23 protein-coding genes are annotated in these 22,043 nt (G+C 58.8%); 9 read left to right on the top strand and 14 right to left on the bottom strand.

Annotated elements, in window-relative coordinates; genetic code table 11:
* Positions 1 to 516: 516 nt before the first annotated feature.
* Positions 517 to 1,716, bottom strand: coding sequence for a tyrosine--tRNA ligase (tyrS, locus tag IB254_RS06835; RefSeq protein ID WP_008027125.1), 1,200 nt, complete (start codon positions 1,714 to 1,716; stop codon positions 517 to 519).
* A 211-nt stretch (positions 1,717 to 1,927) separates the two neighbouring features.
* Here tyrS and IB254_RS06830 point away from each other — a divergent pair, with 211 nt between their 5' ends.
* Together IB254_RS06830 and IB254_RS06825 are read left to right on the top strand one after the other, a co-directional pair.
* Positions 1,928 to 3,346 (top strand): peptidoglycan DD-metalloendopeptidase family protein, encoded by a 1,419-nt coding sequence (locus IB254_RS06830; protein WP_192416843.1) that lies wholly within the window; start codon positions 1,928 to 1,930, stop codon positions 3,344 to 3,346.
* A 3-nt stretch (positions 3,347 to 3,349) separates the two neighbouring features.
* The gene (locus tag IB254_RS06825) at positions 3,350 to 4,441 is read left to right on the top strand and encodes an anhydro-N-acetylmuramic acid kinase (protein ID WP_192416842.1); all 1,092 of its coding nucleotides are present in this window, start codon (positions 3,350 to 3,352) and stop codon (positions 4,439 to 4,441) included.
* A 66-nt stretch (positions 4,442 to 4,507) separates the two neighbouring features.
* On the opposite strand, the gene erpA is transcribed toward IB254_RS06825, so the two are convergent.
* Together erpA and argC are read right to left on the bottom strand one after the other, a co-directional pair.
* A complete protein-coding gene (gene erpA / locus IB254_RS06820; RefSeq protein WP_007947969.1) occupies positions 4,508 to 4,858 on the bottom strand; it encodes an iron-sulfur cluster insertion protein ErpA in 351 nt (116 codons plus the stop codon).
* A gap of 168 nt (positions 4,859 to 5,026) precedes the next feature.
* A complete protein-coding gene (gene argC, locus IB254_RS06815) occupies positions 5,027 to 6,061 on the bottom strand; it encodes an N-acetyl-gamma-glutamyl-phosphate reductase (protein ID WP_008035993.1) in 1,035 nt (344 codons plus the stop codon).
* A gap of 135 nt (positions 6,062 to 6,196) precedes the next feature.
* Here argC and hemJ point away from each other — a divergent pair, with 135 nt between their 5' ends.
* The 6 genes from hemJ (at position 6,197) to coq7 (ending at position 10,812) form a co-directional block, all read left to right on the top strand.
* Positions 6,197 to 6,625: a protoporphyrinogen oxidase HemJ gene (hemJ, locus tag IB254_RS06810; protein ID WP_008027117.1), complete on the top strand. Its 429-nt coding sequence runs from the start codon at positions 6,197 to 6,199 to the stop codon at positions 6,623 to 6,625.
* Positions 6,626 to 6,658: 33 nt separating this feature from the next.
* Positions 6,659 to 7,627 carry an NAD(P)H-dependent flavin oxidoreductase gene (locus tag IB254_RS06805; RefSeq protein WP_192416841.1) on the top strand — a complete coding sequence of 323 codons (969 nt, stop codon included), beginning with the start codon at positions 6,659 to 6,661 and terminating at the stop codon, positions 7,625 to 7,627.
* Between the two features lie 92 nt (positions 7,628 to 7,719).
* On the top strand, positions 7,720 to 8,664 hold the full coding sequence (locus IB254_RS06800; protein ID WP_192416840.1) for a DUF805 domain-containing protein: 945 nt from the start codon (positions 7,720 to 7,722) through the stop codon (positions 8,662 to 8,664).
* A 95-nt stretch (positions 8,665 to 8,759) separates the two neighbouring features.
* The gene (locus IB254_RS06795) at positions 8,760 to 9,548 is read left to right on the top strand and encodes an SDR family NAD(P)-dependent oxidoreductase (RefSeq protein ID WP_032828658.1); all 789 of its coding nucleotides are present in this window, start codon (positions 8,760 to 8,762) and stop codon (positions 9,546 to 9,548) included.
* Positions 9,549 to 9,629: 81 nt separating this feature from the next.
* Positions 9,630 to 9,968, top strand: a complete 339-nt coding sequence (locus IB254_RS06790) for a histidine triad nucleotide-binding protein (protein ID WP_008027110.1) — start codon at positions 9,630 to 9,632, stop codon at positions 9,966 to 9,968.
* Positions 9,969 to 10,164: 196 nt separating this feature from the next.
* Positions 10,165 to 10,812 carry a 2-polyprenyl-3-methyl-6-methoxy-1,4-benzoquinone monooxygenase gene (coq7, locus tag IB254_RS06785; RefSeq protein WP_008027108.1) on the top strand — a complete coding sequence of 216 codons (648 nt, stop codon included), beginning with the start codon at positions 10,165 to 10,167 and terminating at the stop codon, positions 10,810 to 10,812.
* A 135-nt stretch (positions 10,813 to 10,947) separates the two neighbouring features.
* Here coq7 and speD read toward each other — a convergent pair whose 3' ends face one another.
* Together speD and IB254_RS06775 are read right to left on the bottom strand one after the other, a co-directional pair.
* Positions 10,948 to 11,742, bottom strand: a complete 795-nt coding sequence (speD, locus tag IB254_RS06780) for an adenosylmethionine decarboxylase (protein ID WP_008027106.1) — start codon at positions 11,740 to 11,742, stop codon at positions 10,948 to 10,950.
* A 239-nt stretch (positions 11,743 to 11,981) separates the two neighbouring features.
* Entirely contained in the window at positions 11,982 to 12,404 is a 423-nt protein-coding gene (locus tag IB254_RS06775) for an OsmC family protein (protein ID WP_007941657.1), read from the bottom strand.
* A 230-nt stretch (positions 12,405 to 12,634) separates the two neighbouring features.
* Here IB254_RS06775 and crp point away from each other — a divergent pair, with 230 nt between their 5' ends.
* Positions 12,635 to 13,279, top strand: coding sequence for a cAMP-activated global transcriptional regulator CRP (gene crp, locus IB254_RS06770; protein ID WP_008027103.1), 645 nt, complete (start codon positions 12,635 to 12,637; stop codon positions 13,277 to 13,279).
* Here crp and IB254_RS06765 read toward each other — a convergent pair.
* The 9 genes from IB254_RS06765 to IB254_RS06725 form a co-directional block, all read right to left on the bottom strand.
* Complete coding sequence (locus IB254_RS06765) at positions 13,276 to 13,977, bottom strand: biotin/lipoate A/B protein ligase family protein (RefSeq protein WP_192416839.1); 702 nt, start codon at positions 13,975 to 13,977, stop codon at positions 13,276 to 13,278. The two genes, crp and IB254_RS06765, sit on opposite strands and share 4 nt — an antisense overlap.
* 150 nt (positions 13,978 to 14,127) lie before the next feature.
* Positions 14,128 to 14,964 carry an indole-3-glycerol phosphate synthase TrpC gene (gene trpC, locus IB254_RS06760; protein ID WP_192416838.1) on the bottom strand — a complete coding sequence of 279 codons (837 nt, stop codon included), beginning with the start codon at positions 14,962 to 14,964 and terminating at the stop codon, positions 14,128 to 14,130.
* Complete coding sequence (gene trpD, locus IB254_RS06755; protein WP_192416837.1) at positions 14,961 to 16,010, bottom strand: anthranilate phosphoribosyltransferase; 1,050 nt, start codon at positions 16,008 to 16,010, stop codon at positions 14,961 to 14,963. The genes trpC and trpD overlap by 4 nt, the downstream gene beginning before the upstream one ends.
* A 9-nt stretch (positions 16,011 to 16,019) precedes the next feature.
* Entirely contained in the window at positions 16,020 to 16,613 is a 594-nt protein-coding gene (locus IB254_RS06750; protein ID WP_008027095.1) for an aminodeoxychorismate/anthranilate synthase component II, read from the bottom strand.
* Positions 16,614 to 16,720: 107 nt separating this feature from the next.
* Positions 16,721 to 18,202 (bottom strand): anthranilate synthase component I, encoded by a 1,482-nt coding sequence (gene trpE, locus IB254_RS06745; RefSeq protein WP_192416836.1) that lies wholly within the window; start codon positions 18,200 to 18,202, stop codon positions 16,721 to 16,723.
* 71 nt (positions 18,203 to 18,273) lie between these two features.
* Positions 18,274 to 19,092: a phosphoglycolate phosphatase gene (locus IB254_RS06740; protein ID WP_084318377.1), complete on the bottom strand. Its 819-nt coding sequence runs from the start codon at positions 19,090 to 19,092 to the stop codon at positions 18,274 to 18,276.
* Positions 19,089 to 19,763 (bottom strand): ribulose-phosphate 3-epimerase, encoded by a 675-nt coding sequence (rpe, locus tag IB254_RS06735; protein ID WP_008027088.1) that lies wholly within the window; start codon positions 19,761 to 19,763, stop codon positions 19,089 to 19,091. Before rpe ends, IB254_RS06740 begins: the two co-directional genes overlap by 4 nt.
* A gap of 80 nt (positions 19,764 to 19,843) precedes the next feature.
* Positions 19,844 to 20,992 (bottom strand): iron-containing alcohol dehydrogenase, encoded by a 1,149-nt coding sequence (locus IB254_RS06730; protein ID WP_192416835.1) that lies wholly within the window; start codon positions 20,990 to 20,992, stop codon positions 19,844 to 19,846.
* Positions 20,993 to 21,206: 214 nt separating this feature from the next.
* Positions 21,207 to 22,031 carry an ABC transporter permease gene (locus IB254_RS06725; protein WP_192416834.1) on the bottom strand — a complete coding sequence of 275 codons (825 nt, stop codon included), beginning with the start codon at positions 22,029 to 22,031 and terminating at the stop codon, positions 21,207 to 21,209.
* Positions 22,032 to 22,043: the final 12 nt, after the last annotated feature.

Below are 22,043 nucleotides of genomic sequence, written 5' to 3'. Positions count from 1 at the left end.
CTCAGCAATCGTTGGTTACATCTTTGATTTCTCGCGGAGTAACTTGTGATGCTGATAATCTTGTTGACTATCAGTCTGACTCCACAAGCACCCACACGAATTGCTTGATTCAGTTGTTAAAGAGCGGTTGGTTAAGATCTTTCGTCTCAACCGAGGCGCGCATTCTACAGCGTCCTCTGTATCTGTCAAGCGGTTATTTTCAGAAGTTTTCAAAGTTTCCTTTGCAACTTCAACCACTTGCGCTTCCGATCTCTCGTTAGCGGGAGGCGAATTCTACAGCGTTACTCGCTGCTGTCAACACCTCTTTTTCTCCGCTTTCGACCGAGAAGATCGAACAGTCAAAAGAGCCACACAACACCGCTCTTTCAACTCCTTCTGGGCTTCGATGACCTGAAGCAGCTCGCTGTCGAAAACCGCGTAACTCTTTGTTTACCAAGGAGTTTTCCGTTTCGACTGCGCCGGAAGTGGGGCGAATTATAGACTTCCAGAATCTGCCGTCAACCCCTAATTCCAGCTTTATTCGGATTTGAGCGAAATACGCGCAAATGCCTTCTTGCCAGCCTGGCAAACATGGGTCGCGCCCAGCACGTATATAAAGGTGCGATCCACAACCTCACCATCTATACGTACACCGCCGGAATTCAGCAGATCACGCGCTACCGCCGAATTCTTCACCAGGCCAGCCTTATTAAGGACAGCAGCGATCGGCATATCTTCAGTAGCGGTCAATTCGATTTCCGGCAGATCGTCCGGCAGCTCGCCATCCTTCATACGATTGCCCGCTGCACGGTGAGCATTGGCCGCAGCCTCTTCGCCATGGAAGCGCGCAACGATCTCTTCAGCCAGCTTGATCTTGATGTCGCGCGGATTGGCACCCGCCTCGACATCGGCACGGAACGCATTGATCTCATCCATGGAACGGAAGCTGAGCAATTCGAAGTAACGCCACATCAGCGCATCCGGAATCGAAACCAGCTTGCTGTACATCACTCCCGGCGCTTCCTGAATACCGACGTAGTTGCCCAAGGACTTGGACATCTTCTTCACGCCATCCAGACCTTCAAGCAACGGCATGGTCAGAATGCACTGAGGATCCTGACCATAACCGCGCTGCAGCTCACGCCCCATCAACAGGTTGAACTTCTGATCGGTACCGCCCAGCTCGACATCCGCGCGCAAGGCGACCGAGTCGTAACCCTGAACCAGCGGATAGAGGAACTCATGAATGGCGATTGGCTGATTGGTCGTGTAGCGCTTGTCGAAATCGTCGCGCTCGAGCATGCGAGCAACGGTGTACTGCGAAGTCAGGCGAATGAAGTCGGCCGGCCCCATCTGATCCATCCAGGTGGAGTTGAACGCCACCTCGGTTTTGGCCGGATCAAGAATCTTGAAAACCTGGGTCTTGTAGGTCTCGGCATTCTCGAGAACCTGCTCACGGGTTAGCGGCGGACGCGTAGCGCTCTTGCCGCTCGGATCACCGATCATCCCGGTGAAGTCACCTATAAGGAAGATCACCTGATGCCCCAGCTCCTGGAACTGGCGCAACTTATTAATAAGCACCGTGTGCCCCAGGTGCAAATCCGGCGCGGTCGGATCGAAGCCTGCCTTAATACGTAGCGGCTGGCCACGCTTGAGCTTTTCGATCAGCTCGGACTCGACCAACAGTTCTTCTGCACCACGTTTGATCAGCGCTAGCTGCTCTTCAACCGACTTCATAACAGACCCGCAAGGCTCGAATTCAAAGGGAACCAACCATACAAGATCACGCGTCAAATACAAAGTTTGGCCGGCGCAATGACGCCAATCCGCTGACAGAGTGACCGCGGACTTGCTTCAGAGATGATTTGGTTATATTTTATACAGTTATTTCATCTTCATCATGTCATTCATCTTTTCCAATTCATCTTTTTCAAAGTCAAAATTACCTATGACCAAAGAATCGTCTAAAGCGCCTCCGCTTTACCCGAAGACCCACCTGCTCGCAGCAAGTGGCATCGCCGCCCTTCTGAGCCTGGCGCTTCTGGTATTTCCTTCCAGTGATGTAGAAGCCAAAAAGACGACCCTGAGTCTTGAACTGGAAAGCCCTGCTGAACAACTGACACAAGATCAAGACGCTGCCGACGCCGCCCAAGCCACAAATGAGCCGGTAACTTCCCCTTTCGCACAGATCGAAGACAGCGCCGAAGAGCCCCAGCAAACTGCCCAGGCCAAACCCGCGCCGGTTGTCGAAGAAAAGAAGGGGCCCAATCACAGGGAAGTGATCGTCGCCAAAGGCGATACGCTCTCCACGCTGTTCGAGAAAGTCGGTCTTCCAGCCACTTCTGTGCATGAAGTGCTGGCCAGCGACAAGCAGGCAAAGCAATTCAGCCAACTCAAACATGGCCAGAAACTCGAATTCGAACTGAACCCCGAAGGCCAGCTGACCAACCTGCACAGCAAGGTCAGCGACCTCGAAAGCATCACCCTGACCAAGAATGACAAGGGTTATGTGTTCAACCGCATCACCGCCAAGCCTACCGTGCGCTCAGCCTATGTCCACGGCGTGATCAACAGCTCGTTGTCGCAGTCCGCTGCGCGCGCCGGTCTGTCCCACAGCCTGACCATGGACATGGCCAGCGTGTTTGGCTATGACGTCGACTTCGCCCAGGATATTCGCCAGGGTGACGAGTTCGACGTGATCTACGAACAGAAAGTCGTCAACGGCAAGGCTGTCGGCAATGGCCCGATCCTTTCCGCACGTTTCACCAACCGCGGCAAGACCTACACAGCCGTGCGTTACACCAACAAACAAGGCAACAGCAGCTATTACACTGCTGACGGCAACAGCATGCGCAAGGCGTTTATCCGCACCCCGGTAGACTTTGCCCGCATCAGCTCGAAATTCTCCATGGGCCGCAAACACCCGATCCTGAACAAGATCCGCGCTCACAAAGGCGTCGACTACGCAGCTCCGCGCGGCACGCCAATCAAGGCGGCCGGTGACGGCAAGGTGTTGTTGGCCGGCCGTCGCGGCGGTTATGGCAATACCGTGATCATCCAGCACGGCAATACTTATCGCACGCTGTACGGCCATATGCAGGGCTTTGCGAAAGGTGTCCAGACCGGCAGCTCCGTCAAGCAGGGTCAAGTGATTGGCTATATCGGCACTACCGGCCTGTCCACTGGCCCGCATCTGCACTACGAGTTCCAGGTCAATGGTGTGCACGTCGATCCGCTGGGCCAAAAAGTGGCGATGGCCGATCCAATTTCCAAAGCAGAACGGGCACGTTTCCTCGCGCAGAGTCAGCCTCTGATGGCGCGTATGGATCAAGAAAAATCCACCCAACTGGCTTCGAGCAAGCGCTAAGCCATGATGCGCTATATAGGTGTGATGTCCGGAACCAGTCTCGATGGCCTGGACATCGCGCTGGTTGAGTTGAACCCGGCGATCAGACTGGTCGCCACGCACTACATCCCCATGCCTGATTCCCTGCGCACCGATCTGCTTGGCTTGTGCGCCAGCGGCCCGGACGAGATTGCCCGCTCCGCCATCGCCCAGCAAAACTGGGTCACCCTGGCGGCGCAGGGTATTCACACCCTTCTTGATCAACAAAACCTGAAACCCGAAGATATTCGCGCGATTGGCAGCCATGGCCAGACCATTCGCCACGAACCGGCACGCGGCTTCACGGTACAGATCGGCAACCCTGCCCTGCTGACCGAATTGACCGGCATCACCGTGGTCAGCGACTTCCGCAGTCGCGACGTTGCGGCCGGCGGACAAGGCGCACCACTGGTTCCAGCATTTCACGAAGCGCTGTTTGAAGAGCAAGCGGGCAACCGCGCAGTATTGAACGTCGGCGGTTTCAGCAACCTCAGCCTGATCGAACCCGGCCAACCCGTAGCCGGTTTCGACTGCGGCCCCGGGAACGTACTGCTGGACGCGTGGATTCATCAGCAACGCGGCGAAAACTTTGATCGTGACGGCCAATGGGCAGCCAGCGGCCAAGTCGAACCTGTTCTGTTGAAAGCGCTACTCAGTGATCCGTTCTTCGTGACCAAAGGCCCGAAGAGCACCGGCCGTGAAGTGTTCAATCTGCCATGGCTGACACAGCATCTTTCGCAATTGCCGACCTTCGCCGCCGAAGACGTGCAAGCAACACTGCTTGAGCTGACCGCGCTGACCATCGTCGAATCATTGCAAAGCGCCCAGGCGGATACCCGAGAGTTGCTGGTCTGCGGCGGCGGTGCGCACAACGCCACGCTGATGAAGCGCCTGGCCAGCCTGCTACCAAACGCGAACGTCAGCAGCACCGCCACTCATGGCGTTGACCCGGACTGGGTCGAAGCCATGGCCTTCGCCTGGCTGGCTCATTGCTGCCTGGAAGGCATTGCGGCCAATCGTCCAAGCGTCACCGGCGCTCGCGGCCTGCGCGTACTTGGCGCCATCTACCCAGCCTGAACGCCAGACAGCAAAACGCCGCAGAGCCCTGAGGCCATGCGGCGTTTGTAATGCGGTGAATCGCGATCAGATCGAGAACGAAGAGCCGCAGCCACACGTGGTGCTGGCGTTCGGGTTCTTGATCACGAAACGCGAACCTTCCAGACCTTCCTGGTAATCCACCTCGGCACCTGCCAGGTACTGGAAGCTCATCGGATCGACGACCAGGCTCACGCCCTCGCGCTCGACGATGGTGTCGTCATCGGCCACTTCTTCATCGAAGGTGAAGCCGTACTGAAAACCTGAACAACCGCCGCCCGTAACGAATACGCGCAGCTTCAAGCGATCATTCCCCTCTTCATCGACCAGGCTCTTCACCTTGTGCGCGGCACCGTGGGTAAATTGCAAAGCCGTGGGGGTGAAGGATTCGACGCTCATGCTGACTATCTCCCGGCGTTACGCCGCCATAATGCGTGATGACGCGCATTATCCGCTTCTCCTAGAAAAGCGGTCAACTATTGTTACGGTATATCAATAAACCCGATTACCGGTTCGAAACGCAAAAAGGCCCGTTCAACGGGCCTTTTTGCTGAGCGGGTTAAAGCCTTACGGCAGCATGCCGGCGTGCGACAAGCCCAGACGCTCATCCAGACCGAACAGGATGTTCAGGTTCTGCACCGCCTGACCCGACGCACCTTTTACCAGGTTATCGATGACCGACAACACCACCACCAGGTCGCCGTCCTGCGGACGATGCACGGCGATACGGCAAACGTTGGCGCCGCGCACGCTGCGGGTTTCCGGGTGGCTGCCTGCTGGCATCACATCAACGAACGGCTCGTTGGCATAGCGCTTTTCAAACAGTGCCTGCAGATCCACCGAACGATCCACGACCGTCGCGTAGAGCGTCGAGTGAATGCCGCGAATCATCGGCGTCAGGTGCGGAACGAAGGTCAGGCCGACATCCTTTCCTGCAGCACGACGCAGACCCTGGCGAATTTCCGGCAAGTGACGGTGACCTTTCACGGCGTAGGCCTTCATGCTTTCCGACGTCTCGGAGTACAGCGAACCTACGGCAGCACCACGACCGGCACCGCTGACGCCGGATTTGCAGTCAGCGATCAAGCGCGTGGTATCGGCCAGACCGGCTTCGAGCAATGGCAGGAAACCCAATTGCGTAGCCGTTGGATAGCAACCCGGTACGGCGATCAGGCGAGCCTGCTTGATCTGCTCGCGATTGACTTCCGGCAAGCCGTAGACCGCTTCTTCCAGCAGCTGCGGCGCACCGTGCGGCTGGCCGTACCACTTGGCCCACTCATCGGCATCTTGCAGACGGAAGTCCGCCGACAAGTCGATGACCTTGGTTCCGGCCGCCAGCAGTTCACCGGCCAGCGCGTGGGCAACACCGTGAGGCGTGGCGAAGAACACCACGTCGCAGGCGCCCAGGGTCTTGATGTCCGGAACGCTGAACGCCAGGCCATCGTAATGACCGCGCAGGTTCGGGTACATGTCAGCCACGGCCAGACCGGCCTCGGATCGGGAAGTGATCACGACCACTTCTGCCTGCGGATGCTGCGCCAACAGACGCAGCAGTTCGACACCGGTGTAACCCGTGCCGCCGACGATACCGACCTTGACCATAAACCTGCCCTCAACGAACCCACTGGAAAGCCGTCGATAATAGGGCCCGTATCGCCCTGCGACAACCGGCAAGGTGACGTGCGGCCGCTCAAGCCTCTACTATCCGGGCTACCGTGAACCTGGGAATAACTAAAAATGCTTTATCTGTGGCTCAAAGCGCTTCACATCATCAGCATGGTCTGCTGGTTTGCCGGCCTGTTTTACCTGCCGCGCCTGTTCGTCTATCACGCCCAAAGCGAAGACACCGTCAGCAAGGAACGCTTCAGCCTGATGGAGCGCAAGCTGTATCGCGGCATCATGGGCCCGGCGATGATCGCCACGCTGGTTTTCGGCATTGCGCTGATTGGGCTGAACCCGGGCATATTCAGCCAAGGCGCCTGGATTCACGCCAAATTGACGCTGGTGGTGATCCTGATCGGCTACCACCACATGTGCGGCGCGCAGGTGAAACGATTTGCCCGTGGCGAGAACACCCGCAGCCATGTCTTTTATCGCTGGTTCAATGAAGTGCCGGTTCTGATATTGCTGGCTATCGTAATTCTGGTCGTCGTTCGGCCGTTCTAACTTCAATCGGCACCACTCACCGGGGTACTTCCAATGTCGCTGCCCGCTTTGCTCGAACAACGTTTGCGCCTGCCCGTGGTGGCCGCGCCGATGTTCCTGATTTCCAACCCGCAACTGGTACTCGCCTGCTGCCGTAATGGCGTGGTCGGCAGCTTCCCCGCGCTGAACCAGCGTGAGAGCAGCGGCTTCAAGGCCTGGCTGGAAGAGATCGAAGCAGGGTTGGAGACAATGGAAAACCCGGCGCCCTACGCCGTGAACCTGATCGTCCACAACAGTAACCCGCGCCTGCAAGCGGACCTGGAGATCTGCATCGAGCACAAGGTGCCGATCGTGATCACCAGCCTTGGCGCCGTTAAAGAACTGGTCGACGCAGTCCACGGCTACGGCGGCCTGGTATTCCATGACGTAACGACTCGTCGCCACGCAGAAAAAGCAGCGGAGGCTGGCGTAGATGGCTTGATCGCCGTTGCCGCAGGCGCCGGTGGACATGCGGGTACCTGGAGCCCGTTTTCGCTGATTGCCGAAATCCGCCAGTTTTTCGACAAGACGCTGTTGCTGGCCGGTTGCCTCAATCACGGTCACGAGATACTCGCGGCACAATTGCTCGGTGCGGATCTGGCCTACTTCGGTACGCGATTTATCGGCACCACTGAAAGCCATGCGCCTGAGGCCTACAAGGAGATGCTGCTGACATCCAGAGCGGCAGACATCATCCATACTCCAGCGGTGTCGGGTGTTCCGGCGAGTTTCATGCGCCAAAGCCTGGAAGCGGCCGGTTTTGACATGGCAGCGTTGCAAAACAAGGGCGAGGTCAACTTCGGCTCCAAGCTCAAGCCATTGAGCGATGAAGCCAAGGCCTGGAAAACCGTGTGGTCCGCCGGCCAGGGCGTCGGTGAAATCGACGATTTGCCGAGCGTGGATCAATTGGTTGCACGACTGGACGCTGAATACCGCCAGGCGCTGGAGCTGGCAGCACAACTGCCGAAACGCTGGCCGCGTTAGCAGGAAATTTGGCCAGTCATCCTCGACTGGCCTTACACTCCGGGCTTGCCACTCTCTAACTATTCAAACACCCGCGACAAGGATGCTTCGCAATGAGCGACAACCGTTTCAAGATCGTGTTCGACGGCGCTCTGCTGCCGGGGATCGACCTCACCACCGCCAAACTCAATCTGGCGGCGTTGTACAAAAGCGAAGTGGCGGCCGTCGAACGGCTGTTCAACGGCAAGGCGGTTACCCTCAAGCAAGGCCTGTCGCAGACCGACGCGCAAACCTACCTTCAGGCGCTGACAAAAACCGGCATCAACGCCCGCATCGAAACCGAGCCCTCGATTGAACTGAACCTGGCCGACGCTCACCACCACGCCCCCGCCAGCAGCAACCCCGTGTTCGCAGAACCGGAGTCGCCGTACGCACCACCTCAAGCCAGGGTCGGCGAAAATCTGCCGCCGTTCGGCACGCTCAAGCCTTTTGGCGTCGAAGGGCGCATCGGCCGTTTGCGCTATCTGGCCTGGACCATGGTGCTGACGCTGGTCATGCTTGGCGTCGGGTCGGTCGTCGCCATTTTCGCCATCGCCCTGATCGCCAGCGATTCGACCGCAGGTCTGATTGTCGGTGGCCTGGTGGCAATCTTCCTGGGGATCGCCATCGCGGTCGTCAGCATTCAGATCAGCGTTCAGCGCCTGCACGACATCGGCTGGTCCGGCTGGCTCTGGCTGCTCAATCTCGTGCCGTTCGTAGGCAGCTTCTTTCCGTTTGTGATCATGTGCGTGCCGGGCAACACCATCGCCAATCGCTACGGTCCACCACCACCGCCAAACACCACGGCAGTCAAAGTGTTGTCTTCGCTGTGGGTGGTATTCATTGCCATCGTCTTTGTCGGGGTATTGGCCGGCGCTTTCAGTGCGATCCAGCAAGAGTACGAAGACGCTGCCGGACTCAGCTATGACAGCAGCTCGCTAACCACCGAAGAAGTGGAAGTCGAGCCCGCCGCAGAGGCTGAAGAAGTGCCGGATTCCGCAGACGAGGAAGCCCAATAAGCCCCGGCCCCTGTAGACTCTGCGAAAGAATGAACAGCGCTCCCCGCCCGTGACACCTGCGTCGCAGGCGCGGAGCTGTTGCGATGGAGAACTGCATGACCCGTTACGCTCTGATCACTGGCGCTTCCAGCGGCATCGGCCTGGCGATGGCCGAAGCGCTGGCCCGCCGTGGCCGCAGCCTGATTCTGGTGGCCCGACAGCGTGATCAGCTGGAAAGTATTGCAATTGAACTGACCCAACGTTTTGGCGTGGAGGTGTTGTTCCGCGCCTGCGACCTCGGCGAGCCGCTGCGCCTTTCCGGATTTCTGCTGGAACTGGAAGAAGGCGACCGGCAGATCGACTTGCTGGTGAACTGCGCCGGTATCGGCACTTGCGGCCCGTTTCTGGCGCAGGACTGGATGACCGAACAAGACCTGATCGAAGTGAACATTCTGGCCCTCACTCGCCTGTGCCATGCCATCGGCAACAGCATGGCGTTGCAGGGTGGCGGGCAGATCTTGAACGTCGCCTCGGTTGCAGCGTTCCATCCAGGCCCGTGGATGAGCACTTACTACGCCAGCAAAGCCTATGTACTGCACTTTTCCGAAGGGTTGCGCGTCGAGCTGAAGAAATGCGCAGTCAAGGTTTCCGTACTCTGCCCCGGCCCGACCCGCACCGCGTTTTTCCGCACAGCACAACTGAACAGCGACAAACTGGTCGACAGCAAACTGCTGATGAGTCCCGAGGAAGTCGCGCTCTATACCGTGCGGGCTCTGGATAAGAATCGCGCCATTATTATTCCGGGCCGGCTGAACCGCTGGTTCGCTTTCCTGCCACGGCTCGGCTCACGCTGGCTGATCAGGACCATCACAGGCATGGTCAACAAGGCCTATTGCCCGCGCTGACCTGGCTTCAAGGCAAAAGGCTGGGCTCGGGGTTCCCCCATGAGTACACTCAGGCCAGCCCAAACAACGGAGAAAACAGCTGTGGATACTCTGTTCACCAAGATCATCAACCGGGAAATCCCGGCGAAGATCATTTACGAGGACGACCAGGTACTGGCCTTCCACGACATCGCCCCGCAGGCACCGGTGCATTTTCTGGTGATCCCGAAGAAACCGGTGCGCACCTTGAACGACCTCACCGAGGACGATAAGGCATTGGCCGGGCATATTCTGTTCACTGCCCAGCGCCTGGCACTGGAACTGGGTTGCGAAAAAGGTTTTCGCGTTGTCATGAACTGCAATGAAGAAGGTGGGCAGACTGTCTACCACATTCATATGCATGTGCTGGGTCAGCGTCAGATGCACTGGCCGCCGGGTTGATTCACTGCGCATCCCTGTAGGAGCGAGCGGTGCGGCGACCCGACTTGCCCGCGAACCGGGCGAAAAGGTCTTTCAGATACACCGCGTTATCGTTCTTCGCGGGCAAGCCTCGCTCCTACAGGGTTGATGACCCAGCGCAAACCTTCCCCGGCCGATTGGGTTAAACTGGCCGCCGAGATTCCTCCCGGAGATCAGTATGACTACCCAACGTCACTACTCGCCCATTGACCGTCTTCTGCTGCAAGCCGATGCCGCGATGCGTACCCTGCTGCCCTTCAGCGGCCAGCCGTACCGTCCGTCCCCTGCGATCGTGCAGCCGGAAACGCAAATGAGCGACGAAGACACCCGGCACGTCGCCGGCCTGATGCGCATCAACCATACCGGCGAAGTCTGCGCCCAGGCGCTGTATCAAGGGCAAGCCCTGACCGCCAAGCTGCCGCAGGTGCGCGCCGCCATGGAACATGCTGCTGAAGAAGAGATCGACCATCTGGTCTGGTGCGAGCAACGCATCAAGCAGTTGGGCAGCCATACCAGCATTCTCAATCCGCTGTTCTACGGCATGTCATTCGGGATTGGCGCGGTGGCCGGGTTGATCAGCGACAAGGTCAGCCTGGGTTTCGTTGCGGCTACCGAGCATCAGGTGTGCAAGCACTTGAACGAACACCTTGAGCAACTGCCGGCCGAGGACGAAAAGTCCCGGGCGATTCTTGAGCAGATGCGTGTTGATGAAGAGCAACATGCCGAAAGTGCGCTGGAGGCTGGGGGCTTTCGTTTTCCGGCGCCGGTGAAGTTCGGGATGAGCTTGATGGCTAAGGTGATGACCAAGAGTACTTATCGGATCTGATACCTGCGTTGTCAGCGAGGGCCTCATCGCGAGCAGGTCGAATCGTCGCACCGTCGCTCCCACAGGGGTTTTGTGATCGACATGAAAAAGGCGACTGCCGTGAGGGAGTCGCCTTTTTTTGTGCTCGCGAGAATCTTAGGTCGGCATGTTGCGCGCGTAGAAGATTTCGAGCATTTCGTGTTTCACACGATCCGTCACTTGGGCGCGTTGCTCAGGGGACAGGTTGTTGGTCGCGTCGCCGAACAGGTAGTTATCCAGTTCGAAGTTCTTCAACAGCATTTTGGTGTGGAACAGGTTTTCCTGGTACACGTTCACGTCGGTCATCTGGTACGCGTCGCGGGTATCTTCGGACAGGTAGTTCTGGATCGAGTTGATCTCGTGATCGATGAAGTGCTTGTTGCCTTCGACGTCACGGGTGAAACCGCGCACACGGTAATCCACGGTCACGATGTCCGAATCGAACTGGTGAATCAGGAAGTTGAGCGCTTTAAGCGGTGAAATGACGCCACAGGTCGACACGTCAATGTCCACACGGAAGGTCGCAATACCGTCGTCCGGATGGATTTCCGGGTAGGTATGCACCGTGATGTGGCTCTTGTCGAGGTGGGCCAGGATGATTTCGGGCAACGGGCCCGGAGACTCTTCGATCTGGCTGTCGGTCGGGGTCACCGGCTCTTCAGAGATCAGAATCGTGACGCTGGCGCCTTGTGGGTCGTAGTCCTGACTGGCAATGTTCAGGATGTTGGCACCAATGATATCGACAACTTCCGTGAGGATCTGCGTCAGGCGTTTCGCGTTGTACTCTTCATTGATGTACTCGACGTAAGCCTGCTGGTCTTGCGGGGTTTCCGCGTAGCAGATGTCATAGATGTTGAAGCTCAAGGTCTTTGTCAGGTTATTGAACCCGTGGAGCTTGAGTTTGCTTTTCACCGTTAAAAACTCTCTATGTATTGCGGCCCGGGCCGCGTGATCAAGCATGCCCGTCAGATGCGAACGACGCACCTGCGTAGGACGGTTAACACCTCTTCGCGATGGCGATTTTGGTTGTCTGTTCGGGCGAGCGGCCTGTCGGTTGACGGACCACTACCCTGAAAAAAGTGGCGCATTATGCAGACGTCAGCTTGGGATCGCCAGAGTCTGCACCGCTTTTATGATAGTTGAATGTCGAATCAACCGAGTTCGATGATTTCGTAGTCGTGGGTAATTGCAACACCCGCCGCGCCGAGCATGATCGAGGCCGAGCAATACTTCTCGGCAGACAGCTCGATGGCGCGCTTGACCTGGGCTTCTTTCAGCCCGCGGCCCTTGACCACGAAGTGCATGTGGATCTTGGTGAAGACCTTCGGGTCCTCGGTCGCGCGCTCGGCTTCGAGGAAGGCTTCGCAGCTTTCGACGGCCTGACGGGACTTCTTGAGAATGCTGACCACGTCGAAATTGCTGCAACCGCCGACACCCAGCAGGAGCATTTCCATCGGCCGGACACCCAGGTTACGACCACCGGCATCGGGCGGACCGTCCATGACCACGACATGACCGCTACCGGATTCGCCGAGGAACATGGCTTCGCCAGCCCATTGGATGCGTGCCTTCATCGCCAAGACTCCACTGTATAAAAAAGGGTCGCCAGCTTAGCACAGGGCCCTGGATTGACAGCGCTCACCGTCTTAGGACAGAACCTTTTGCTTTGTAGGTAAAATCTCGAATATTGCAGGAAGTGTCTGTTAAGCTGGCGCCAATTCGCTGGCGCATTGCCAGCTTTGTAGCAGCCTCAGTGCCTCATAAAAAAACCAAACACACCGTGCAGTCTTTCCGGGATACAACCATGGTTGCTATTGCCCCTACACCCAAGATCAAGAACCTCGACAAACTGTTGATGCATTGCCAGCGCCGTCGCTATGCGGCCAAGAGCAATATCATTTGCGCCGGCGACCGCTCGGAGACGCTGTTCTTCATCATCAAAGGCTCGGTCACCATCCTGATCGAGGATGATGACGGCCGTGAAATGATCATTGCCTACCTGAACTCCGGAGACTTCTTCGGCGAGTTGGGTCTGTTTGAACAGGCCGGCCTGGAACAGGAACGCAGCGCCTGGGTACGCGCCAAGATCGAGTGCGAAGTCGCGGAAATCAGCTACGCCAAATTCCGCGAGCTGTCCCAGCAAGACCCGGACATTCTTTACGTACTTAGCGGACAAATCGCACAGCGCCTGCGCAACACCACGCGCAAGGTCGGTGACCTCGCATTCTTCGACGTGACAGGTCGCGTTGCCCGTTGCCTGCTGGAATTGTGCAAACAGCCCGATGCGATGACCCACCCCGATGGCATGCAGATCAAGGTGACCCGTCAGGAAATCGGGCGGATTGTCGGGTGTTCCCGGGAGATGGTCGGTCGCGTCCTTAAGGATCTGGAAGAACGCAACCTGGTGGACGTCAAAGGCAAGACCATGGTGGTCTTCGGGACGCGCTAAGCCTTGAACATGTCTGCCAGCAACTGGCGATAGAGTGCATCGAGCCGTGCCAATGCGTCAGGTGCGGCGAACTTTTCATGGAGCGCGATGTGGCTTTCGGCGCGGACCCGATGCTCCAGGCCGCACGCCTCATTGAAGCGATTGACCGCCGCGACCATTGATTCGCGTTCGTTATCCAGCAACAACGCACCGTGCACCAACCCGACCGGGCGCGTGCCGCCCTTGCTCTGGCGCCAGCGCTGGGCGGTGCCGACCATCTTGCGACCGTCGAGATTGACGTTGAAACGGCCATCGCAAAATGCGCCGTCGATTTCGCCCAGGGACGAAACGCCGCCCAGTTCATCCAGCAACTGACAGATCGGATCGCAAAGTCGGCGATAGGCGGTTTCGATGCGGTTTTGGTCGCCCTCGCTACGCGGTGGCGCGTAGACCAGTGCGATGTTGATGGTGGAAGCCGATTGCGGCACGGGCTCACCGCCGGTTTCACGCAAAAGGACTGGCCAGCCGGCTGCCGCCGATACTTCACAAGCGGCATCGAAACCGGGCAGGCGATTCAAGCGGCGTGGCATGACCAGTGCTTTGTCACTTGGCTGCCAGAACAGCAGGCCGAACTCTGAGTTGCCTGCACAGACCGACGCCAACAAATCCTGTTCGGCTTGCAGGCCGGCTTCGATGGTCAGAGGGACAGGTGAGGTCATAAGGTGCTCCGTAAGACTTGAGGTCTGAGGTGTGTCTTATGCCGCCATCGCGAGCAGGCTCGCTCCCACAAGGGATCTGCTAACACCATAGATCCAATGTAGGAGCGAGACCGGCTTGCCGGCGATGGGGTCGACTCGATCTGCCAGCAATCAGTCGAGTGTAGAACCGCTGACGGGTACGCCACGTTCTGGGAAGAACAGACGCTGCAACTCGGTGCCCGGGCTTTCGGCGCGCATGAACGCTTCGCCGACCAGGAACGCATACACGTCGCTGATTTCCATCAGCTCGACATCGGCCCGATTGAGGATGCCGCTTTCAGTGATCACCAAACGGTCACGCGGAATCCGCGGCAGCAAATCCAGCGTGGTTTCCAGACTCACGTCGAAAGTGTGCAGGTTGCGGTTGTTCACGCCGACCAACGGTGTGTCGAGGGTTTTCAAGGCCCGCTCCAGTTCGTCGCCGTCATGGACTTCCACCAGCACGTCAAGGCCAACGCTTTTCGCCACCGCCGCCAGCTCGGCCATTTTCACGTCGTCCAGCGCGGAGACGATCAACAGCACGCAGTCGGCGCCCAATGCACGGGCTTCGACGATCTGATACGGATCGATCATGAAATCCTTGCGGATCACCGGCAGTTTGCACGCCGCCCGGGCTTGTTGCAGATACGCATCTGCGCCCTGGAAATAATCGATATCGGTGAGCACCGACAGGCAGGTCGCGCCGCCCTTCTCGTAGCTCCTGGCGATATCGGCAGGAACGAAGTTCTCGCGAATCACGCCTTTGCTCGGCGAAGCTTTCTTGATTTCAGCAATAACCGCTGGCTGCTTTAGCTTGGCCTGCGCCATCAATGCCTTGGCAAAACCACGGGGTGCATCGGCCGCCTTGGCCAGACTTTCCAGCTCCGCCAGGCTCACACGAGCGCTACGCTCGGCGACCTCCTGGACTTTGCGCGCCAGAATGTTTTCCAGAACCGTCGGTACACTCATCCCTCATTCTCCACTTTGAATACCGCGGTAAATGCACCCAACTCCTCAAGTTTTTCCCGAGCGAGGCCTGTGTGCAGCGCATCGTGCGCCAGGGCAACGCCTTCTTTCAAACTGGTCGCCAGGTCGGCGGCGTAGAGTGCAGCACCGGCATTGAGCACGATCATCTCGGCCGCTTTCTGACCGCTCTCGGTCTTGCGCTTGCCCAGGGCATCGCGAATCAGCTCAAGCGAAGCGGCCGGGCTTTCCACCGCCAGGCCGTGCAGGCTCTGGCTCTTCATGCCCAAATCTTCCGGCTCGACCCAATACTCGGTGATCTGGTCATTCTTCAATTCCGCTACGTAGGTCGGCGCAGCCAGACTGAATTCGTCCAGGCCGTCTTTCGAGTGCACCACCAGCACATGCTTGCTGCCCAGTCGTTGCAAAACTTCGGCCAAAGGCCGGCACAACGCCTGGCTGAACACGCCCACCACCTGATGTTTCACGCCGGCCGGATTCGTAAGCGGGCCGAGCATGTTGAACAGAGTACGCAGACCAAGATCCTTGCGCGGGCCGGCGGCGTATTTCATGGCTTTGTGATGAGTCTGGGCAAACATGAAACCGATGCCGACGTTGTCGATGCAACGCGCCACCTGAACCGGCGTCAGGTTCAGATATATGCCCGCCGCCTCCAGCAGATCGGCGCTGCCGCTTTTACCCGAGACCGCACGGTTACCGTGCTTGGCCACGGTGCAACCGGCGGCTGCCACCACAAAGGAAGAAGCCGTCGAGACGTTGAAAATGTTCGCACCATCGCCGCCGGTGCCGACCACATCAACCACGCCGTCGAGGGTCTTCAGTTCGACCTTGTCCGCCAGCTCGCGCATGACCGACACGGCACCGACGATCTCGTCGATGCTTTCGCTCTTCATGCGCATGGCCATCATGAACGCGCCGATCTGCGCGTCCGTGCATTGCCCGGTCATGATCTCGCGCATCACATCGCGCATTTCATCGGTGCTGAGGTCGAGTTGATCGACGATACGGCTGAGGGCTGTCTTGATATTCATGGGAAGTCCTTAGCGCGTGCCGCCGGTTTGTTTGAGGAAGTTGGCGAACAACTCGTGGCCCTGTTCGGTCAGGATAGACTCAGGGTGGAACTGCACACCTTCGATGTTCAGCGTCTTGTGGCGCAGGCCCATGATCTCGTCGACCGAACCGTCTTCAAGTTGAGTCCAGGCGGTCAGCTCCAGGCAGTCCGGCAAGGTTTCACGCTTGACGATCAGCGAGTGATAACGCGTGACGGTCAGCGGATGGTTCAGGCCTTCGAAGACACCTTTGTCCTCGTGGAACACCGGGCTGGTCTTGCCGTGCATCACCTGGCGGGCACGAACCACATCGCCGCCGAAGGCCTGGCCGATGGATTGATGGCCCAGGCACACGCCGAGAATCGGCAGTTTGCCGGCGAAATGCTTGATGACGTCAATCGAGACGCCCGCTTCGGTCGGCGTGCAAGGACCGGGCGACACAACGATGCGCTCGGGGTTGAGGGCTTCGATTTCGGCAACGGTCAGTTCATCGTTGCGCACAACCTTGACCTGGGAGCCTAGCTCACCGAGGTATTGCACAACGTTGTAGGTAAAAGAGTCGTAGTTATCGATCATCAGCAACATGGCTTGAGAACCTCTTGAATTCACGGACTATAAAGGCTGCCTTCGAATGAGCGACCCGCAGCGCTTTGTCAGCCAAAGCGACATGGCATACGGGTCACGTTCATCGGTCAGCTTTCCGGGGTTTGTTCAGCCAGGGCGACTGCGCGGAACATGGCACGACGCTTGTTCAGGGTTTCTTCCCATTCCAGCGCCGGCACCGAGTCGGCAACGATGCCGCCACCGGCCTGCACGTGCAGTTCGCCGTTCTTGATCACGGCGGTGCGGATCGCAATCGCCGTGTCCATGTTGCCGTTCCAGGCAAAGTAACCGACCGCGCCGCCATAGACGCCACGCTTGACCGGCTCCAGTTCGTCGATGATTTCCATCGCGCGAATCTTCGGTGCGCCGGACAAGGTGCCCGCCGGCAGGATCGCCCGCAATGCGTCCATTGCCGTCAGCCCGGCCTTCAGTTGCCCGGTGACGTTGGAAACAATGTGCATCACGTTGGAATAACGCTCGATAACCATTTTCTCGGTGAGTTTCACCGAACCGATTTCCGATACGCGACCGGTGTCGTTACGACCCAGGTCGATCAGCATCAGGTGTTCGGCGATTTCCTTGTCGTCGGAGAGCAGGTCTTTCTCCAGCGCCAGGTCTGCCTCTTCGTTGGCCCCACGCGGACGGGTGCCGGCAATCGGGCGAACGGTGATCAGATTGTCTTCGACCCGCACCAGCACTTCCGGTGAACTGCCGACGACGTGGAAGTCGCCGAAGTTGAAGAAGTACATATACGGCGTCGGGTTGAAGCAACGCAGCGCCCGGTACAGATCAATCGGCGCCGCCTTGAAGTCGATCGACATGCGCTGGGACGGCACGACCTGCATGCAGTCACCGGCCAGGATGTATTCCTTGATGGTGTCGACGGCTTTTTCGTAATCGTCCTGGGTGAAACTGGAGCGGAACACCGGATCAGCCGATTGTTGCTTGCTGAAGTCCAGGCCACGGCGCGGAGTGATTGGCTGACGGAGTTTTTCCAGCAGCTCTTGCAGACGCGCCTGACCTTGCTCGAAGGCATCGTCCTGCGACGGGTCGGCCAGGACAATCGCGTGCATTTTGCCGGCGAGGTTGTCGAACACCACCACCGCATCGGACACCATCAGCAGAATGTCCGGCACGCCCAACGGATCCGGGTTCGGGCACTTGCCCAGACGCTTTTCCACATAGCGCACGCAGTCGTAACCGAAGTAACCCACCAGGCCGCCGTTGAAGCGTGGCAGGCCGGGGATGGTCGGTACGTTGTAACGGGCTTTGAATTCTTCGACGAACGCCAGCGGGTCTTGCGCTTCATGGCTTTCGATCTCGACGCCGTCATGGGTCACGCTGATGTGATGGTCATGAACCCGCAGCACGGTGCGGCACGGCAGGCCGATGATCGAGTAACGGCCCCACTTCTCCCCGCCCTGCACGGATTCGAGCAGGTAGGAATTGGGCTCGTCAGCCAGTTTCAGGTAGATCGACAGCGGCGTGTCGAAGTCGGCCAGGGTTTCGCAGGCAAGCGGGATGCGGTTATAGCCGGCAGCGGCCAAACGCAGGAATTCTTCGCGGATCATGGGGTAGCCTCGTGGCTTGAGGTGCTAACAGTCAGGTATGCAAACGCGCCGGTAGACCGGCCAGGAACAAGTCAGGCGCGCCAACGCCAGCGGGCCAGGGCCTTGATGACTTTCATCCAGAGTTTGCGGGTGACCACCACGATGGCGTTTCCAGAAGGGGGTTGAACAGCGTCGGCCAACGTTATCTCAGCGGCCGGATCCAGGCAACCGGGAATTAGCTTGCGCAGGTCGTCGATGACCAGCGCCGGCGACTCTTCGGCAATCGGCCGACCGTGGTTATAGCCATAACTGAGGGCCACGCATTTGACCCCCGCCGCTTTCGCCGCCAGCACATCGCTGCGCGAATCGCCGACAAACAGCGATTGCGACGCCGGGATATTGGCCATTTTCATCACGAAAAACAGCGCAGCCGGGTCGGGTTTCTTCTGCGGCAGGGTGTCACCGCCGATGATCCATTTGAAATAGCGGCCGATCTTCATCTGATCCAGCAACGGCGCGACGAAGCGCTCCGGCTTGTTGGTGATCAGCGCCATCTCCACGCCTTGCTTGTTCAGCCACTTGAGGGTGTCACGCACGCCGGGGTAAACCACCGTCAGGTCGTGACCGTCCTCGTAAAAGCCGTTGAACAATTCCAGGGCATGTTCAGCCTCTACATCATCGACACCTTCGGCGTCGATGTGATTGGCCAGGGCCCGGCGCACCAGCATGTGCACGCCGTTACCGACCCAGTCACGCACCGATTCGATGCCGACAGGCTGGCGCCCGAGTTTGAGCAGCATGTTATCCACCGCCGCGGCGAGGTCAGGGACCGAATCGACCAGCGTGCCGTCCAGATCGAACATCACCAGCCGTGGCAGACGCCCCGGGAACAGCTGCTCAAAGCCACTCATGGGCGGGCCAGCGCCAGTTCGGAACGCATCTTCTCGATGACTTCCTGGTAGTTCGGCGCGTTGAAGATTGCCGAGCCGGCCACGAAGGTATCGGCGCCAGCCGCCGCGATTTCACGAATGTTGTTCACGTTCACGCCGCCGTCGATTTCCAGGCGGATGTCACGGCCCGAGGCATCGATCAATGCGCGTGCTTCACGCAGCTTGTCGAGGGTGCCGGGGATGAACTTCTGTCCGCCGAAGCCCGGGTTGACGCTCATCAGCAGGATCATGTCGACCTTGTCCATCACGTACTTGAGTACGTCCAGCGGGGTCGCCGGGTTGAACACCAGGCCCGACTTGCAGCCGCCTTCGCGGATCAGTTGCAGGGAACGGTCGACGTGCTGCGACGCTTCCGGGTGGAAGGTGATGTAAGTCGCGCCGGCCTCGATGAAGTCGCCAACGATGCGATCCACCGGGCTGACCATCAGGTGCGCGTCGATCGGCGCGGTTACGCCGTACTTGCGCAGCGCGGCACAGACCATCGGGCCGATGGTCAGGTTCGGCACGTAGTGGTTGTCCATGACATCGAAGTGCACGAAGTCGGCGCCGGCGGCCAGAACGTTATCCACTTCTTCACCCAGGCGGGCGAAGTCGGCGGAGAGAATCGACGGAGCAATTACGAAGGGCTGCATGACGCACCTTTTCTGAGCAGAATCACGATGGCGCGCATTGTATACCTCATGCTTTGACGCGCGCACCGTGGCTGCGATGATCAGTAGGCCGCGCGGTAGATCTTCTCGATATCAATTGCGCTCAATTTGCGCGGATTGTTGCTCATCAGGCGCTCGATCCCCGCAGCTTCCACGGCCATGGCCGGGATCGCATCCTCTGGAACACCGAAACTGCGCAGGCCCGACGGGATTTCCACGGCGGCGCACAACGCGGTCATCGCCTCGACAGCTTTGTCCGCGGCGTCATTGACGCTCAGATGAGCGGTCTTCACGCCCATGGCTTCGGCAATATCCTGCATGCGCTCGACGCAGGCCATCTTGTTCCAGGTCATGACGTACGGCAGCAACAAGGCGTTGCTGACGCCGTGGGCGATGTTGAAACGTCCGCCCAGCGGATACGCCAGCGCATGCACCGCGCCGACCCCGGCATTGCCGAACGCCATGCCGGCCATCAGGCTGGCGGTGGCCATGTCTTCACGCGCCTGCAGATTGGAGGGATTGGCGTAGGCCTTGGGTAACGCCTGGGTGATCAACTTGATCGCGCCGATGGCCAGCGCGTCGGTGATCGCTGAAGCATTGAGGGACAAATAAGATTCGATGGCATGCACCAGCGCATCGACGCCACTGGCGGCGGTGACACTGCGCGGGCAGGTCAGGGTCATTTGCGGGCTGACCAGCGCCACGTCCGGCAACAGATAGTCGCTGATGATGCCCTTTTTCAGCTGCGCGACCTTGTCGGAGAGGATCGCGACGTTGGTCACTTCCGAGCCGGTGCCGGCGGTCGTCGGAATGGCGATCAGCGGTGGGCCCTTGCGCGGCACCTGGTCGATGCCGAACAGATCCTCCAGCGCGCCGTGATAACCGGCATACGCGGCAACACTTTTGGCGATGTCGATCGCGCTGCCGCCGCCCAGGCCGATCAGCCCGTCGTGCCCGCCTTCGCGGTAAACGCGCATGCAGTCTTCGACGATGGCAATTTCCGGGTCTGGCAGTACACGGTCGAAAATCTCGTAGCTACGGTCCCCCAACTGCGCGAGCGCCAGCTCCACCGTGCCGGACTTGACCAGTGCGGCGTCGGTGACGATCAACGGGTTGTCGATGTCCAGACGCGTGAGCTCGGCGGACAGTTGCTCGATGGCAGCTGCGCCGGTGATCAGTTTGTGTGCGATTTTGAAAGAGGAAAGACTCATCGTGCGCAGCCTCTTATAGATAGGGGAGCTGGGCACAATAGTAGCTGGGGATTGGGGTTTGTCTGCTATTCAGCGCGTGAATGACCAAACATCCCGAAAACTACACAAAACAACTGTAGGAGCCGGCTTGCTGGCGAATGCGGTGTGTCATTCAACTGATACATCAGCTGACAGTCCGCTTTCGCCAGCAAGCCGGCTCCTACAAGAATCGGTGTCAGGCCTGGGCGGTGCGCAGTTTTTCGCTGCGGCCACGCAGCCATTCCAGGGTCAGCAGCAGGATCACCGAGAAGGCGATCAGCAGCGTTGCCGCGGCGGCAATCGTCGGGCTGAGGTTTTCGCGGATACCGCTGAACATCTGCCGTGGCAAGGTCGCTTGCTCGGGACCGGCGAGGAACAACGTCACCACCACTTCATCGAACGAGGTCGCGAAGGCAAACAGCGCACCGGAGATCACACCTGGCGCAATCAGCGGCAAGGTCACGCGACGGAAAGCGGTCAGCGGCGAAGCACCGAGGCTGGCAGCGGCGCGCACCAGGTTGTGGTTAAACCCCTGCAACGTTGCCGACACCGTGATGATCACAAACGGCACACCCAACACCGCGTGCACCACGATCAACGAGAAGAAGCTGTTGCCCAGGCCCAGCGGTGCAAAGAACAGGTAACTCGCGACACCGATGATCACCACCGGCACAACCATCGGCGAAATCACCAACGCCATCACCAGCGCCTTGCCCGGGAAGTCGCCCCGAGTCAGGCCAATCGCCGCCAGCGTACCGAACACCATCGCCAGCACGGTCGCCGCCGGGGCGACGATGATGCTGTTCTTCAGTGCACGCATCCATTCCGCCGAGGCGAAGAAGTCCTGATACCAGTGCAGCGAAAAACCTTGCAGTGGATACACCAGGAAACTGCCCGAGTTGAACGACAACGGGATGATCACCAACACCGGCAGAATCAGGAACAGCAAAATCAAGCCGCAGAGAATCCGCAAGCTGTAGAACCACACCCGTTCGATGGGCGACATATAAGGACTCAGCATTTCGATTCTCCC

It is taken from the genome of Pseudomonas sp. PDM03, from assembly GCF_014852385.1.
Taxonomy (GTDB): Bacteria; Pseudomonadota; Gammaproteobacteria; order Pseudomonadales; family Pseudomonadaceae; genus Aquipseudomonas; species Aquipseudomonas migulae.
This window is presented reverse-complemented; position numbering and strand designations above follow the sequence as displayed.